We start from the raw sequence: 17,117 nt of genomic DNA on the forward strand, positions 1-17,117 counted from the left end.
CCGAGGTGAACCGGTCACCCGTGAGCTGCATACCGTCACCCGAGTCCCCCGCGAACCGGATGATCACCCGGTCCAGGCGCCGCACATCCTTCGCGGTTGCCGTCCCCGTCTCGGGCGGCCCGGTCATTTCCACAGACATGCGTAGGTCCGCTCCTGTCGGTCCGTGACTGATCTCGCGGCGGCACCGCATGGTGCGCGCACCTGGGCCCGAGGCTAGGGACGGCCGTTAGAGGGGCACTCGCGTCTGCCCGGGCCGCCGTGAACGCGACGACGGCATCCGCAGCGCGCCGCTCGCCGCGTTCCGCTGCGGCTGTATCGCCACGTGCGATGCTCCTGCGCCCGGAACTGATCCGCGCGGAGCCGGCCCGGCCCGCACGACCCCGAGGGGGACCACCGACATGACAGCCTTCACGACGCCCAGGAGCGCCGGGACGGGCGCCTGGGTACGGCGCTTCCACCCCGCTCCCGACGCCCCGCACCGCCTGGTGTGCTTCCCGCACGGGGGCGGTTCGGCGTCCTACTACTTCCCGTTCGCCCGCGCCCTCGCCCCGGGCGTCGATGTGCTCGCGATCCAGTACCCGGGGCGCCAGGACCGACGCCACGAACCGTGTGTCGACAGCGTCCACGGGCTCGCCGACGCGCTGGTGGAGGAGTTGCAGGGCTGGTTCGACCGGCCGGTGTCGTTCTTCGGGCACAGCATGGGCGCCTCGGTGGCCTACGAGGTGGCTCGGCGCTTCGAGCAGCGCGGCCAGGTGCTGCACGGGCTCTTCGTCTCCGGCCGGCGGGCCCCGTCGACCGTGCGGGACGAGCGGGTGTACCTGCTGGACGACGACGGACTGATCGAGGACGTCATCAGGCTCAGCGGCACCGACGCCCAGGTGCTGGGCGATCCGGACATCCTGCGCATGGCCCTGCCGTCGATCCGCGCCGACTACCGGGCCGCCGAGACCTACCGCCCTACGCCGGGGCCGCTGCTGTCCTGCCCGCTGACCGCGCTCACCGGTGACGACGATCCCCGGGTCACGCTCGACGAGGCCGGGGCCTGGGCGGAGCACAGTACGGGGCCCTTCGAGCTGAAGGTGTTCCCCGGCGGCCACTTCTACCTCAACGCGGAGGCACCCGCCGTCTTTTCCACCCTTGAGGCACGGCTGCGCTGACCGGACCGCGAGCTCACGCCCCGGTCTGGAGCGGGCTGGTGTGCGACGGATCGCCGGTCACCAGGGTCAGATGCCCTCGCCCGACCGCTCGCCGACGCGGCATCCGGACCACGGACGGCGTGGACGGCACGGACGGCGCAGACGGCGCAGACGGCGCAGACGGCGCAGACGGCATGAATGGCACAGACGGCGTGAACGGCGTGGCGCGCGACGCCGGTTCGGTGGACAGCGGATGCGCGGCGTGGACGGACCGCGGGCGCCCCTCAGCCACGGCGTCCTGGAGAGCGTCGGCGAACCACTCGATGTCCTCGGCGCGGTTGTCGGGGTGGACGGATGCGCGTACGGCCGTCACGACACCGCGCCCGGGCAGGTACAGCGGGGTCTCCTGAGCGACCGTCTTCCATACGACGACTCCACGGTCTGCGAGGCGGCGGCGCACCAGTGCGGACGGCAGTTCCTCGTGCTGGAAGGTGACGATGCCGGACTGGACCCGGCCGGGGGCGATCAGCTCGGTGCCGGACGTGTTCTCCACGGCGGCGCGCAGGCGGGAGGCGAGGTCCCCGGGCGCGGGTGCGAGGGCAGGTGCGTGCCCGGTGAGGGCCGCGTTCAGCGCGGCGACGGCGGCGCCGTGGGGCGGCACGAGCGGCAGACCGCCGTGCGGGGCCAGAAGCTGGTGCACCTGCGGCGCCACGTAGGCGAACCCGACGGACTGCGGGCCGCGCAGGAAGCGCCAGCCGTCGCCGGTGAGCAGCTGGCAGCCGATGCGGGCGACGTCCACGGGGAGTTGTCCGACGGCGTAGGAGGCGTCGACGGCGTACAGGCAGCGGTGGGGGGCCAGGATGCGCCCGATCTCCTCCACCGGGTTGACGATGCCGCAGCCCGCCGGGACATGTGCCACCGAGACCAGGGCAAGGTCACCGTCGGCGTGGGAGGCCATCCACTCCAGGTCCAGGTCCCCGTCCGGGCGCAGCGGTACGACCTCCAGCCGGCAGTGGGTGCGGGCGCGCAGGGCGAAGAGGGCCGTGAGGTTGGCGGCCGACTCGTAGGGAGTCGTCCAGACCCGGTCGCGCGGGCCGAGCGGGAGCCGGGACAGGACGGCGGCGAACGCGTCGGCGGCCCCGGTGCACAGGGCGGTGTCGCCGGGTGGTGCGCCGAGCAGGGCGGCCAGTCGCTCGTGGATCTCCCGGTGCAGCACGTCGTCCAGGCGTTCCTCCAGCTCGTACGGCCCGTACCGGTCCTCGAAGCGTGTCCATTCGGTGAGGACCTCGAGTACGGCGGCGGGCATGCGGCCCAGACCGGCCGAGTTCAGATGGACCCTTCGGTCGCCGTGGGACATCGCGTTCATCTCCGGGGCCTCCCCCCGTCTCCGAGACAATTGAGGCAACTTCTTGCCTAATGCTTGGCAATACATTGCCAGCACGCATCGAGATTTGGCAACCTGGGCTCAGGCAGCGCTCAAGTGGGCGGCCCGTTTGCCTCCGAACTCAGCTGCGCCCGGCTCTCTTTCCTAGGGATTGCCGAGCGTTGCCAGAGCCTCTGGAATTCTGCCAAGAAACCGAGATTCCGCAGTTCACAGGCAGTTTGTCCAGGCAAGTCGGCCGAGTTCGCCGGGGTTCCTGGAGCGCATCTCGCGGCCGACTTGAGCATAACTCGATCAATTCCCGAGCGATTCCCGAGATTTGCTTGCCAACCTTCTTGGCAAGAGGTTGCCAAGCAACGAACACGGAATTGACACCGAGGAGCCCACCATGAACCGCATCGCCCGGATCGCCACCGTCGCCGCCACCATCGCCGCCGCCGCGTTCTCCACCGTGGCGACCGCCACCACCGCGGACGCCATCAACTGGCCGGCCACCGCCACCACCGCCACCCAGGCCGGCTCCGACATCAACTGGCCCGCCACCGCCACGGCCACCCCGGCCAGCACCGACATCAACTGGCCCGCCGCCACCGCCACCCAGGCCAGCGCCAACATCAACTGGCCGACCACCCCCACCGCCACCCCGGCCAACACCAACATCAACTGGCCCGCCGCCACCGCCACCCCGGCCAACACCAACATCAACTGGCCGACCACCCCCACCGCCACCCCGGCCAACACCGACATCAACTGGCCCGCCGCCACCGCCACCCAGGCCAGCGCCAACATCAACTGGCCCGCCGGCGCCGGCATCAACTGGCCTGCCTCCGCCTCCGTCTGATCCGCGCCCGGGCATTCCGTGCCCGTTCCGTGACGCCCCCGTCGGCCGCCGTGCCGGAGCGGGGGCTTCGGCGTTTCCGGGGGTGTTCTCACCTCCGTCGCCGCTCCACCTCGTTTAGAGGCGCTCCTCGGATGCTGGCCCGGACCGGGCGCGGCTTCGGGCGAGGGAGCGGGTTCATGACGGAGGCGGACAGAACATCGATGGCCGGAGCTCTGGAGACGGTCCTCACCGCCTGCGCGGTGGGACGTTCCCGGGTGGTACTGATCGAGGGGGCCGCCGGCTGTGGCAAGAGCCACCTGCTGAACGCCGTGGCCGAACAGGCCACCGCCGCGGGAGCGCTGCTGCTCACCGCCGCCGCCACCGAGTCCGAACGCCGGGTACCTCTCGCCGTGCTGCGCCAACTGGCCGGTGACGCGGCGGAGTTCGTGTCCCAGCGGACCCATGCGCCAAGCGCCGTACCGTCCGAGGAGGCGATGCGGACCTTCTGCGCGCGGTTGCGCGATCTCGCCCTGGAGGGCCCGGTGGTGCTCTGCGTGGACGACGTCCAGTACGCCGACGCGCCGTCCCTGCATCATCTGCGCCATCTCGCCCGGCACGCCCGCCCGGCCCCGGTGCTGCTGGTCGCCACCGTCTCCCCGTACGCCGGGGTCGCCCAGGACACCTTCTGCGCTTCGGAGTTGGCCAGGCAGCCGCACGTCCGGCGGATCCGGCTCGCTCCGCTCACCCCGGAGGAGACCGCACGGACCGCCGCCACCCCGCCCCAGGAGTGGGCGGTGCCGGCGCACCCCGGCCGTCCGCCGTCCGAGCTGTACGGCATCACCGGCGGAAACCCGCTCCTGCTGCGCGCCCTGCTGCAGGAGGACGGCGCCGCCGTACGGCCTGCGGAGACCGCGTCCGACGGTCCGTTCGCCGAGGCCGTCCTCGCCTGTGTGCACCGCAGTGGGCAAGGGGCCCAAGCGGTCGCCCGCGCCGTGGCGACACTGGCCGGGCGGGCCACCGAGCCGCTGATCGCCCACATGCTGCACGGCCCCGGGAGCGGTGCCGCACCGCCCGCCGGCCGTGACGTCCGGGGCGCGCTGAACGCTCTGCGTGCCTGCGGGCTCCTCGACGGCCTCCGGTTCCGCCACCCGTCCGTCCCGGCCGCCGTCCTCGCCGACACTCCCCCGCGCCTGCGTGGCGACCTGCGTCGACAGGCAGCCCATGCGCTGCACGCGGCCGGTGCCCCGACCGAGGCGGTGGCCGGTCTGCTGCTCGCCCCACCGGGGGACGGCGTACGCTCCCCCGCCCGCTCCGAGGACTTCACGTTGCTCGTCGAGACGGCGGACGCCCTGCTGGCGCCCGCGGCGGGCGGCGGGTGCCCCGGCCGAGGCGGTGACCGGCCGACCGGCGGACACGTCGACGGCCCCGGCCGGATTCCGCGCGCGGACACCGTCGTCGACGCCGAGCGTCTGCTCGAACTCGCGCATGCTGTCTGCCCCGACGAGGACGAGCGTGCCGCCGTGGCCCTGCGGCTCGCGCGGACCGGCGCCCGCCGGCATCCGGCGGCCGCCGAGGCACGGCTGACCGCATGGGTCACCGGCCCGCGTTCGGCCCGGCCCGCCGGGTGGGACCCGCGGGAGCCCGCCGCGCTGCTGCTCGCGCAGGGCCGGATCGCCGAGGCCGACGCGCTGCTGCGGACGGAGGATTCGGGTGCCGAGGACCGCTCGGCGGTCGGCACCCTGCTCGACGCCCCGGTCGACGGCTGCGAGAGGCTGCTGCGGACGGTGCCGCTGACGGACGCCGCCTTCGCCCCGCTCGTCAACGCCGTGCGAACGCTGCTGTACTCGGACCGGCCCGAGCGCGCGGTGTCCCCGAGCAGAGGGCTGCTGGCGCAGGCGGAGGCGAGCGGCGCGCCCGGCTGGCGTGCGGTCTGCGCGGCGCTGCACGCCGAGGCGCTGTGGCGGACCGGCGAGGCGGACGGCGCCCGTCGGCACGCGACGGCGGCGCTCGACGCGCTGCCCGCCTGCGAAGGCGGAACGTTCCGTTACGGTCCGGCCGCCGTGCTCGTCCAGGCCTGCGGCGCCCTCGGCCGCCACGACGAGGCGGCCCGGCACGTCCAGTTCCCGGTGACCCGTCAGATGCTGACGAGCCTGTACGGCGTGCAGTACCTGCGCGCCCGTGGGCTGCACCGGTTGTACCAGGGGCTGCCGCACACCGCGCTCGCCGACTTCCTCGCGGCGGGCCGTGTGGTGCGGTCGTGGCGGGCGGACCGGCCGGCGTTGCTGCCGTGGCGCACGGACGCCGCGCAGGCGCTCGTGCGGATGGGCCGGCTCGGGCGGGCCCGGGCGCTGGCGGAGGAACAGCTCGCCGTGCCGGACGCGGCGCTCCCCCGGGTACGGGGTGTCTGCCTGCGCCTGCTGGCCGCGACGGGTTCGCCCGGCCGGCGCACGGCCCTGCTGCGCGAGGCCGTCGACGAACTGCGGCGCTCGGGCGACCGGTTGGAGGCGGCCCGGGCGCTGGCCGACCTCGGGCGCGCCCTGCACGGCGACGACGTCCCCGCACAGGGAGCCGCCGCGCTGCGGGCCGCCTGGGGCCTGGCGCGGCAGATGGGCGCGGTGGGCCTGCGGGACGAGCTGTGGGCCGTGTCCGACCGTCCGGCGGTCGCGGCCGCCGCCGAGGCGCCCGTGCGCGGCTGACCGCCGGGCGGCCCCGGCCGCCGTCCCTCCCCCCTGACGCCCCCTGAAGCCCCCTGAAGCGGCTGTGCCGCGGAGGACCCTCCCTCCGCGGCACAGCCGCTTTCGCATGCAGGACGAGCCCGCCCCGCGGCGGTACTTGGCAACACGCTGCCTCTCGAACTGTCAAGTTTCCACCCCCACCACCTGCGATTCCAGCACCGCTCGACCATGGCGAGACGGCACCTCAGGCAGCCGTTGCCAACATTCAGGCAAGGTTTTGCCATGCCGGAAGGCGCTGTCGTAAGGAGCGGGTGCTGATGTCCGTCGTGTCGGTCTCTGGCCTCATCGAGCAGCAGGCCCAGGCGCGTCCCCACGCGATCGCGGTCCACTACCCCGAGCACGCCGACGGCCGCGGGGCGCGCCTCACCTACCGGGAGCTGAGCCGTGCGGCCAACCGCCTGGCCGCCCATCTGCGGGCCCGCGGCATCGGCCGCGGCGACCGGGTGGTGACCTCCCTGCGACCGGGCCCGGAGATGGTGACCGCATTCCTCGGGATCGTCCGGGCCGGCGCCGCCTACGTCCCGGTCGACCCCGCCAACCCGGCCGAACGGCGCCGGCTGATCGTGCGCGACAGCGCGGCCGCCGCGGTGCTCACCGAGGGCGCGGACGCCGCGGACTACGCGGACCTGGACACGGTGGTCGTCGCGCTGGACGCCGAGGCCCCGGAGATCGCCGGGCGCCCCGACGCCCTGCCCGAGCAGACGGCGGGCCCGGACGACGCGGTCTACGTCTGCTACACCTCCGGCACCACCGGCACGCCCAAGGGCGTCGTCGTACCGCACCGCGCGGTGCTGGACTTCGTACGCTCCACCGACTACCTGCGGCTGACCCCCGCCGACGTGGTGGCCCAGGCCGCCAACCCGGCCTTCGACGCGGTCACCTTCGAGGTGTGGACGACGCTCACCGCGGGCGCCCGGCTGGTCGGCCTGGGCAAGGACACCGTCACCGACCCGGGCCGCTTCCAGGACGCGGTCCGCGACCACGACATCACCGTGATCTTCCTGACGACCGCCCTGTTCAACCTGATCGCCCGGGAGCGCCCGGCCGCCTTCGCCCCGCTCGGCACCGTCCTGTTCGGCGGCGAGGCCTGCGACCCGCGCCGGGTGCGCGAGGTCTTCGCCGCCGGCGCGCCCGAGCGGCTGCTGCACGTGTACGGGCCGACCGAGACGACGACGTTCGCCACCTGGCACCAGGTCACCGAACCCGCCGAGGGCGACCGTACGATCCCGATCGGCCGGCCGATCGGCGCCACCACGGCCGTGGTCGTGGACGCCGACGACACCCCCGTCGCCCCGGGCGGCACCGGTGAACTCCTGCTCGGCGGGCCCGGCGTGGCCGCCGGCTACCTGCACCGGCCGGAGCTGACCGCGCAGCGGTTCGTCGAGGACCGCTTCACCGGCACCGACGGCCCCCTGTACCGCACGGGTGACCTGGTGCGCCTCGGCGAGGACGGCACGCTGGAGTTCGTCGGCCGGGTGGACAACCAGATCAAGCTGCGCGGTTTCCGCATCGAACTCGGTGAGATCGAGTCGGTGCTGACCGCCCACCCGGCCGTGTCCGCCGCCGCGGTGTCCCTGTACGAGACCGAGGACGGCGACAAACGCCTGGTGGCCCACGTGGTACCGGCCGCCCCGGCCGCGGCGGCCGCCGACCAGGACGCGCAGATCACCGAGTGGAAGGAGATCTACGAGGCGCTCTACGACGACGCCGGCGCCGCCGGGCTGGGCGACAACTTCACCGGCTGGAACAGCAGTTACGACGCCCTGCCGATCCCGCTGGAGCACATGCGGGAGTGGCAGGACGCCACCCTCGACCGGATCCGCGAGCTGCCGCGCCGCCGGATCCTGGAGATCGGCGTCGGCACCGGCCTGCTGATGGCCCACCTCGCCCGCGACGAGGAGGTCCACGAGTACTGGGCCACCGACTTCTCCCCCGCCGTCGTCGCCGCGCTCACCGCGCAGGTGGAGGCCGACCCGGTCCTCAAGGAGAAGGTCCGGCTGGGCTGCCGGGGCGCCGAGGACACCGGCGGACTGCCCGCCGGTCACTTCGATGCGATCATCGTCAACTCGGTGATCCAGTACTTCCCGAGCCTGGACTACCTGCGCACCGTCGTCGAGCGGGCCCTGCCCCTGCTCGCCCCGGGCGGCTCGCTGCTCCTCGGCGACCTGCGCAACCTCGACCTCGCCCGCTGCTTCCAGACCGGCATCGCGCTGGCCCGGCCGGGCGCCGCCCGGGGCGAGAGGGAGGCGCTGCGCCGCGCCATCGACCAGCAGGTCGCCACGGAGACCGAACTGCTGCTCTCCCCCGCCCTGTTCGACGCACTCGCCCGGGACCTGCCCGCCGTGCGCGCGGTCGACGTACGCGCCAAGCGGGGCCGGCACCACAACGAACTGACCCGCTACCGCTACGAGGCGGTGCTCTCCACGGCCGCACCGGTCGCCGACCTCACCACCGCGCCCGCCCTCCGCTGGGGCCGGGACGTCGCCGCCACCGCCGACGTCGAACACCACCTGACGACGGAACGCCCCGCCGTGCTGCGCCTGGCCGGGGTGCCCAACCGCCGCCTGCACGACGAGTACGCGGCCATGCAGTCCCTCTTCGACCCCCGCGAGAGCATCGACCTCGCACCGCAGGACGCCCCCGCCCCCGACCCGGAGACCCTGTGCGAGACCGCCGAGCGCCTGGGCTACCGGGCCCTGCCCACCTGGGGCGAGAGCCCGGACCTCCTCGACATCGTCCTCCTCGACCCCGAGCAGGTCCCCGCGGGCCGGCTGACCGGCGTGTACGCGGCAGCCGTCTCCGACGCCGAGAGCTGCGCCAACACCCCGACCGCCTTCGACCACACCCTCGACCTGGACGTCGTCCTGCGCACCCACCTGCAGGAGCGGCTGCCGGACTACATGATCCCGTCCGCGCTGATGACCCTTGACGCCCTGCCGCTGAACGCCAACGGCAAGGTGGACCGCAAGGCCCTGCCAGCGCCCGCCGTCACCGCCGACGGCCCCGGCACCCAGCCCGGCACGCCGATCCAGGAGATCGTCCGTGACCTGTTCGCCGAGGTGGTGGGCCTGCCGCGGCACAAGGTGCACGCCGAGTCCGACTTCTTCCAGATCGGCGGCCACTCGCTGGCAGCGGCCCGGCTGCTGTCCCGGGCCCGCGAGACCCTGGGCGCCGACCCGGGCAGCCGGGCGCTGTACGACGCGCCGACCCCGGCCGCGTTCGCCGCGCTCGTCGGCGACGCCCCCGCCGCGGTGACCGGGCCGGGCGCCACCGCCGGCGACAGCTCGGAGTTCTCGGTGCGGCTGCGCGGCGCGCTCGACACCCGCGCCCTGGAAGCGGCCCTGGAGGACCTCGGCCGGCGCCATCCGTCGCTGCGCAACTCCCGGCTCGGCGTGGCCGGCACCCGGCTGCGCGCCCTGGCCGCCGACGACCACCTGCTGGAGGTGGCCCTGCCCGCCGACTCGGTCGACCTGTGGTCCCACCTGCCGCTGACCGCCGAACTCGCCCAGGCCTACGGGGCACGGGCGACCGGGGACACCCCGCACCACTCCCCCGCCGCACTGGACGCGGCCCCCCTCGCCGTCTTCGGCGACCTGCCGCCCACCCCGCTTCCCGGCAGCGCGCCGCAGGCCGGCGACGCCTCCTACGGCACCCTGGAGACCGAGCTGGACGCCGAACTGCACGCGCGGCTCACCCGGTTGGCCGCCGAGCACGGCGCCACCCTGTTCATGGTGGTGCACGCCGCGCTCGCCACCCTGCTGAACCGGCTCGGCGCGAGCGAGCAGGTCACCGTGGCCGCCCCCGTCCCGGCCCGGGACACCGCCGCACTGCGCCGGGCCGTCGGCCCCTACGGGCGGGTCCTGGCCCTGACGGTGGACACCTCCGGCGACCCGGCCTTCACCGAACTGCTGCGCCGGGTCCGCGAACGGGACCTGGCCGCCTACCGGGACGGCGAGGCGGCACTGGCGGCACTGCCCGGCGGGATCGCGCTGACCGTGCTCCAGGAGTGCGCGGGCCGGTTCGAGGCGGCCGGACTGTCCGTGCAGGCCGAACACTGCACCCCTCCGGTCCCGGCCACGGACCTGGGGCTGACGCTGACGGAACGGCACAACCCCGCCGGCGCCCCGGCCGGCATCACCGTCACCGCCGCCTTCCGCCACGAGACGGTCGGCGAGAGCGCCGCCGCCTCCCTCACCGGCCAGCTCACCGCCGTACTTCAGGCCGCCCTGGAGGCGCCCGCGACCCCGCTCAGCCGGATGCGGCTGCTGCCCGGCCCGGCCGCCGGGAGCGGGGTGTGGGCGGGTGCGGACGTGCCGCTCGCGGAGCAGGACATGGCCTCGCTGTTCGCGGCGCAGGTGGCGCGGGCCCCCGAGGCGCTCGCACTGACCGGCCTCGACTACGCCGAACTCGACGCCCGCTCCGACCTGTTGGCGCACGCTCTCATCGAGCACCAGGCCGGTCCCGGCACCTGTGTGCTCACCGCCCTGTCCTCGCCGGCCTCCTTCGCGGTGGCCGCGATCGCCGTGGCGAAGACCGGAGCCGCGCTGCTGCCGGTCGACCCGTCGCTGGACCTCGCCGAGTCGCTGCGCCCCGCGGTGCTGCTGCTCGACGAGACCGCGGACCTGCTGCTGCCCGCCGTGCCCGGCGCGGCCCGTCTGGTCCGCGAGGACGCCGCCGACCGGCTGCCGCCGGCCGGGCACTGGCCGGTGACGGAGGCCGACCGGACCCGGCCGCTGCGCAGCGGCGACCCGCTCCTGCTGCTGCCCGGCGAGGACGGCACCGTGGCGGTGGGCAGCCAGGCCGTCACCGCGGCGACCCTGGCCGCACCGGCCGACGCCGCCTGGCTGGTGCACGGCTACCCGGACGGGGACGCGGCGATCGGGCTGCTGAGCGCGCTGGCCTGCGGCGCCCGCGTGCACGTCCCGGACGCCTCGCTCACCCAGGACGTGCCGCACGAGGTGCTGGGCTGGCTGCGCCGGCAGGGGGCCCGGGTGGTGCTGGGCGGCGCCGACGACGTGCTGTGCGCGCTGGTGTCGCTCGCCCGGACCGAGGGCGCCGAGCTGACCGTGAGCGGCGGCTGGGCCGAGGGCAGGCTCGTCGTCGAGCGGGTGCCCGGCGCCCCGGCCCGGCCCGCCCCCGGCTACCGGGCCTACCTCCTGGACTCGCTGCTGCGCCCGGTGGGCCCGGGCGAGACCGGATCGCTGTACATCGCGGGCGTCGGCGTGGCCCGGGGCTACGCCGGGTCGCCCGGTGCCAGCGGCGAGCGGTTCCTGCCGGACCCGTTCGGCGGCCCGGACGGCGGCACCGCCCGTATGTGGCGCACCGGCCGCGCCGCCCGCCTGGACGAGGACGGCAATCTGCACGTGCTGGACGGCCCGGCCCACGACGACCCGTTCGCCGACGAGTTCGCCACCTTCGTGGTGCTGGCCGACCCGACCGGCCACCGCGCGGTGTGGCCCGCGACGGCCGCCGTCCCCGAGGGCTGGCACGAGACCCACGCCGAGGACCTGTACGAGCTGTGCCTGGACCACATCAACGACCACCTCGGCGACCCGTTCTAGCCCGGCGGCCGGACCTGCGAACCGTTCCCGAGAGCACCCCCACCGCCACCGAAGACGCGCTCTTTTCCGGAGGATCCCATGACCGCCACCCACGACCGCCACCACGTCCTCGACCTCACCCCGCGCGAGGCCCGCGCCGCGCACGCGCTGGCCGCGGCCTGCCTGGAGTCGTACAAGGCGGCGGACGACCCGCGGTTCCTGGACGAGGCGCCGGTCCTCGCGCACGAACTGCCGCTGACCGTGCGCCGCCACCTGAACTCGGCGCGGCGCGACGAGACCACCCATGTCACGCTCATCCGCGGCAACCTCGTCGACCAGGCGGCGCTCGGCACCACCCCGAGCCACTGGAGGGAGGCGAACACCGACGAGAGCCAGGTCCACGGCTTCCTGCTGGTGCTGTACGCGGCGCTCCTGGGCGACGTCACCGGCTGGGCCACCCAGCAGGACGGCCGGCTGGTCACCGACATCCTGCCGAGCAAGGGCTTCGAGAAGAGCCTGGTCTCCGCCTCCAGCGAGCTGGAGCTGGCCTGGCACACCGAGGACGCCTTCTCGCCGTACCGGGCGGACTGGGTGGGTCTGTTCGCGCTGCGCAACGACAGCCGGGTGCCGACGACCGTCGCCCATGTCGACGTGCACCGGCTGCCCGCCCGGATCCGCGCGGTGCTGTCCCAGCCGCGTTTCGTGGCCCTTCCGGACTCCGCGCACGAGTTCGCCGAGGGAGCCTTCGTACCGGAGCCGGTGCCCGTCCTGGAGGGCCATCCGGACCAGCCGGTGCTCCGCATCGACCGGGACTTCTTCCGCGCCCAGGACGGCGATCCGGAGGCCGCCGAGGCCTTCGCCCACATCGTCGCCCATCTCGACGCCAACCTCACCGACGTGGTCGTTCCCACCGGCGGGATCTGCTTCGTCGACAACCGCAACGTGGTGCACGGCCGGCGCTCCTTCCGCGCCGGGTTCGACGGCGGCGACCGCTGGCTGAAGCGGGTCAACCTCGTCCGTGACCTGCGCCGCACCCGCCCCGGCCGGATCGACGGATCCACCCGGGTCATCGGCTGAACCCCCGCGCGCCCCACCAGACCTGGAGACGACCATGCACGCCACCGGCACCCCCACCGCCCGCCCCGCCGTCCTGCTCGTCGAGAGCCGCCGGGCCACCTTCACCGACCACGTCCTCGCCCGTGAGGACGTCGACGTCGTCCTGCTGCGCTTCGACACCGTCCAGCTGACCGAGGACTACATCGCCCGCACCGCGCACGTGCCGACGTTCACCCTGGACACCTCCGCGCCCCTTGAGGACGAGGCGGCCCGCTACCTGCGCTGGATGAAGGGCACCAGGGGCCTGCCCCGGCCCACCCACTTCTGCAACCCCAACGAGGCGCTGCAGGCCACCGCCCAGCGCTTCGCCGCCCTGGTCGGCCTGCCGCACCTGAGCGAGGAACAGGTGGGCTGGGTCCGCAACAAGATGACGATGAAGGACCGGTACGCCGAGATCGGCATCCCGCACGCCGCCTACCGCCCCGTGCACGCCCTGGAGGACGTCGTCGCGTTCGGCGACGAACACGGCTGGCCGGTGATCCTCAAGCCCGTCGACTCCGACTCCTGCATCGGCACCTACCGCCTGGACTCTCCCAAGGACCTCGCCGGCGTCCCGCCGCTCGACCCGGGCCTCGACTGGATGGCCGAGGAGTACATCCGGGGCCGGGAGTTCCAGCTGTGCGCGGTCGTCGCCCGCGGGGTGGTCGTGGACGCCTACCTGTCGAAGAACCCGGTGCCGATCCTTCAGGTCCTGGACGGCAAGATCAACGCCAACATCACGTACGCGCCCGGCGAGGAGATCCCGGTCGACGCCCGCGCGCTGGCGCAGCGGCTCACCGACGGCCTCGGCATCCCCTACGGCTATCTGCACGGCGAGTTCTTCCTCACCGACGACGGCGAGTTCGTGATGAGCGAGGTCGCGGCCCGGCTCAGCGGCTGCGAGGTGCCGATGAACCACGGCCTCGCCTACGGGTTCGACTTCCTGCACGTCATCCTCGACACCTACGTCGGCCGGGTGCCGCGGCCCCGGTACACCCTCGACCGTGCCGTCGGCGACCTGCTGCTGCCCACCGCGCCCGGCCGCGTCGTCCACATCACCTCCGAGGAGGAACTGCTCCGGCTGCCCGGCGTGATCGGCGCCCGGCTGACCGCAGCGCCGGGCGACGTCCTCGACCCGCCACGCGCCTCGCACGCCTCCACCGGCTATGTGCACGTCGAGGGTGCCACCGCGGACGAGGTGGAGGAGCGGATGCACGCCGTGCTGCGCCACTTCGAGCTGAAGGTGGACGCGTCGTGAGCGCCCCCGTGGCACCCGGATCGCTGTTCGCCCCGCACAGCGCACTCGACGCCTACACGGCGGCCGTGGCCGCGGGCGCGGCCGGCAGCGGGCCGCTGCCGGTGTGGACCGGCGACCGCGCCGACCTGCTCGACGGGATCGCACTGGCCGAGCAGGTCTACGGCGGCCGGCGCAGCCCCGAACCCGCCGACACCGGTGTGCTGTTCGGCGCCGACCAGGTGCCCGCCGCCCTGCGCACGCTCCTTAAGCCGCTGGCCCGCCGCTGGGTCCCGGACCCGTCCCGGCTGCCCGAGCAGGGCTCGGTGCTGCTCGCCGGCGTCTACGGGCAGCTGCCCGGCGACGAGCTGCAGCCGGTCGTCGAGGCCGCCCACGCGGCGGGCCGGCCGCTGTACCTGCTGACCGGCCGGGATGTGCCCAGCCTGAGCTGGGTGGTGGCCAAGCAGTACGCCCAGGTCACGGCGGGCGCCGCGGTGGGCGTCGTCTCCGAGCTGGACGCGGCGGCACCGGTGCCGGGGGCGGACGTGTGGTGCGGCGCCGAGGACGTGCACCGCGTGGACGTGAAGGAACTGGCGCTGGGCCGGGTGTGGCGCCGGGTGCTGTTCCACGGCAACGGCAAGGACGACCAGCTGAACCTGGGCCTGTTCACCCTGTGCGGGGCGAGCCCGGTCGCGGCCCGGCTCGGTGCTCCGGGCCCCAAGTGCGCCTACGGACTCGGCTGCACCAAGCCCATGGACAAGCTGATCCCGGCCCGCGCGATCCGGGCGGCCGAACTGGTGCTGGCCAACTGCTTCAGCGGCGCGCTCGCCGGACACGCCATGTACGACCCGAAGTACCTGATCCTGCTGAACGCCCTGGACGGCCCGGCGCAGACGGTGGTGGCCACCCTCACCGCCTGCGACGGGCAGCGTCCGGAGAACCTGGCCTGGCTCTCGGCCGGCACCGTGGAAGCCGTCAACGACCGGCTGCGGGACATCAATCCGTACCCGGCGTTCGTCCAGGCGGGCCTGCGGTCCTCGGGCGCGCAGATGGCACCGGGCACGGAGGGAACGCCGGAGCCGGCGCGGGAGCCGCTGCCGCTGCACACCCTCGGGGCCCGGCTGTCCGGCCTGCTGGACAGCGGTCTGCTCGGCGCGGAGTACCCGCTGCGGCCCCGGCTGCGGGCGCTGTCGGACAGGCTGCTGCACAACGTGGTGCGTACGGTGGTGAAGACCCCGGAGGCCGAGGAGGCACTCGCCGCCGTCGCCAAGGAGGCCCTCTCCCTCGACCTGGCTCTCGCCCACCGCTTCGCCAAGCACCACGACGATCCGGTCCTGCAGTTCCCCACCTACTTCGGCGAACGCAGCGTGGCCGAGGCGCCCGTGGCCCTGGACACTCCGTGCGCCTGCGGCCGCCCGCTCGTCGCCTACCGTCGGCGCGGCCGGGTGCCGGTGGTCACCGACACCGTCCAGGTGGTCTGCGCGCGCTGCGGTGATGTCGCCAACACCCTCGCGGATTCGGCCGAGTTGACCGTGAAGGCGGCGGAGGACGTGGCGGCCGGCGGTACCCTCCACGTGGTGGTCGAGGCCGTGGCACGGCGCGCCGGGACGGTGAACCTGGGCATCGTGCTGCCGGTGTACCTCGACGCGAAGGTCGGTCCGGTGCTGCGCCGGGTGCAGGCGGACCGGGCCGGTGAGCGGGTGCGGGCCGAGTTCACCATCACGCCGTCCGGTGCGGCCACCCCGCAGGCGTACTACTTCTGCCCGTACGCCGTACAGGATCTCGGCATCTCCGTGTCGCGGGTGCACTTCACGCTGCATCCGGAGGAAGGACGACGATGACGCAGACGGCGGCCGGGGACCCGGCCCGGGGCAGCTCGTGGGCGCCACTGGCGCACCGGGCCTTCCGGCGGCTGGCGGCCGGCCGGCTCCTGGTGTACTTCGCCAACGCCATGGCGCCGGTGGCCCTCGCCTTCGCCGTCCTGGACACGACCGGCTCGACGACGGATCTGGGGCTGGTGGTCGGCGCGCGCTCGCTGGCCAACGTGGCGCTGCTGCTGGTCGGCGGGGTGGTCGCCGACCGGGTGCGGCGCACGCTGGTGCTGCAGGGCTCGGCGCTGGCCGCGGCCGGGGTCCAGGCCGCGATCGCCGCGAGCGTGCTGGCGCACGCCGCGTCGATCCCGCTGCTGGTGCTGCTCAGCGCCCTCAACGGGGCGCTCGCCGCGCTCTCCCTGCCCGCATCCGCCGCGCTCACCCCGCAGACGGTGCCCGCCGAGCTGATCCGGCCGGCCAACGCCGTGATGCGCATGGGCACCAACCTCGGCGCGATCGCCGGTTCCTCGCTGGCCGGAGTGGTGGCCGCCGTGCTCGGACCCGGCTGGGGGCTCGCGGGCAACGCGGTGGCGTTCTGCGGCGCGGCCGTGTGCTTCCTCGGCGTGCACACCACGCCCGCGAAGGGGGCCGGCGCCGCCGGTCCGACGCGCCCTCTGCACGAACTGCGCGAAGGCTGGCGGGAGTTCACCTCGCGGTCGTGGGTGTGGATCGTGGTTCTGCAGTTCATGGTGGTCAACGCGGTGGTCGCGGGCGGCGTGCAGGTGCTGGGGCCGGTCGTCGCCGACGACACCTTCGGCCGCGGGGCGTGGGGCACGGTGCTGGCCGCGCAGATGGCGGGCGCGGTGGCCGGCGGAATCCTCGCGGCCCGCCTCCGGGTCCGGCGCGGTCTGCTGCTCGGTGTGGCTCTGGTGGCGGTCGAGGCGGTCCCGCTGGTGGTCCTGGCCAAGGCACCGGGCGCCCTGCTGTTGACGGTCGCGATGTTCGTCAACGGGCTGGCCCTGGAACAGTTCGGGGTGGCCTGGGACGTCTCCCTCCAGGAGAACATCCCCGCCGACCGGCTCGCCCGCGTCTACGCCTACGACGCACTCGGCTCCTTCGTGGCCCTGCCCATGGGCGAGATGGCCGCGGGCCCCCTGGCGGGACACCTCGGCATCCACACCACGCTCCTGGCCGGTGCGGCGCTGGTGGCCCTGGTGACGGCGGGTGCCCTGTGCAGCCGCCAGGTGAGGTCCCTGACCGCGGTCCCGACACCGCCCCCGTCACCGGCGACGGAGCCGGTACCCGGGTGACCGCACACCGGGCCGACGGCCGCCGCGACGGACCACACCCGACGAGCCACCACCG

9 protein-coding genes are annotated in these 17,117 nt (G+C 74.4%); 8 read left to right on the plus strand and 1 reads right to left on the minus strand.

Going from position 1 to position 17,117, the window contains the following annotated elements:
• The first annotated feature begins 398 nt into the window (after positions 1-398).
• Positions 399-1,157, plus strand: coding sequence for a thioesterase II family protein (locus ACWC2T_RS31385; protein ID WP_450673719.1), 759 nt, complete (start codon positions 399-401; stop codon positions 1,155-1,157).
• Between the two features lie 13 nt (positions 1,158-1,170).
• Here ACWC2T_RS31385 and ACWC2T_RS31390 read toward each other — a convergent pair whose 3' ends face one another.
• A complete protein-coding gene (locus ACWC2T_RS31390; RefSeq protein ID WP_450673720.1) occupies positions 1,171-2,502 on the minus strand; it encodes an aminotransferase class V-fold PLP-dependent enzyme in 1,332 nt (443 codons plus the stop codon).
• A 403-nt stretch (positions 2,503-2,905) separates the two neighbouring features.
• Between ACWC2T_RS31390 and ACWC2T_RS31395 the strand changes: the two genes are divergently transcribed.
• The 7 genes from ACWC2T_RS31395 to ACWC2T_RS31425 all read left to right on the plus strand — a co-directional run bounded on the left by ACWC2T_RS31395 (position 2,906) and on the right by ACWC2T_RS31425 (position 17,062).
• Positions 2,906-3,358 (plus strand): hypothetical protein, encoded by a 453-nt coding sequence (locus ACWC2T_RS31395; RefSeq protein ID WP_450673721.1) that lies wholly within the window; start codon positions 2,906-2,908, stop codon positions 3,356-3,358.
• Positions 3,359-3,534: 176 nt separating this feature from the next.
• Positions 3,535-6,033 (plus strand): AAA family ATPase, encoded by a 2,499-nt coding sequence (locus ACWC2T_RS31400; RefSeq protein ID WP_450673722.1) that lies wholly within the window; start codon positions 3,535-3,537, stop codon positions 6,031-6,033.
• A 296-nt stretch (positions 6,034-6,329) separates the two neighbouring features.
• Complete coding sequence (locus tag ACWC2T_RS31405) at positions 6,330-11,633, plus strand: amino acid adenylation domain-containing protein (RefSeq protein WP_450673723.1); 5,304 nt, start codon at positions 6,330-6,332, stop codon at positions 11,631-11,633.
• A gap of 78 nt (positions 11,634-11,711) precedes the next feature.
• Positions 11,712-12,689, plus strand: a complete 978-nt coding sequence (locus ACWC2T_RS31410) for a TauD/TfdA family dioxygenase (RefSeq protein WP_450673724.1) — start codon at positions 11,712-11,714, stop codon at positions 12,687-12,689.
• Between the two features lie 34 nt (positions 12,690-12,723).
• Positions 12,724-13,965: an ATP-grasp domain-containing protein gene (locus ACWC2T_RS31415; RefSeq protein WP_450673725.1), complete on the plus strand. Its 1,242-nt coding sequence runs from the start codon at positions 12,724-12,726 to the stop codon at positions 13,963-13,965.
• On the plus strand, positions 13,962-15,782 hold the full coding sequence (locus ACWC2T_RS31420) for a hypothetical protein (protein ID WP_450673726.1): 1,821 nt from the start codon (positions 13,962-13,964) through the stop codon (positions 15,780-15,782). The genes ACWC2T_RS31415 and ACWC2T_RS31420 overlap by 4 nt, the downstream gene beginning before the upstream one ends.
• Positions 15,779-17,062 (plus strand): MFS transporter, encoded by a 1,284-nt coding sequence (locus tag ACWC2T_RS31425; protein WP_450673727.1) that lies wholly within the window; start codon positions 15,779-15,781, stop codon positions 17,060-17,062. The genes ACWC2T_RS31420 and ACWC2T_RS31425 overlap by 4 nt, the downstream gene beginning before the upstream one ends.
• The last annotated feature ends 55 nt before the right edge of the window (positions 17,063-17,117 follow it).

The organism is Streptomyces sp. NPDC001393 (assembly GCF_053597455.1).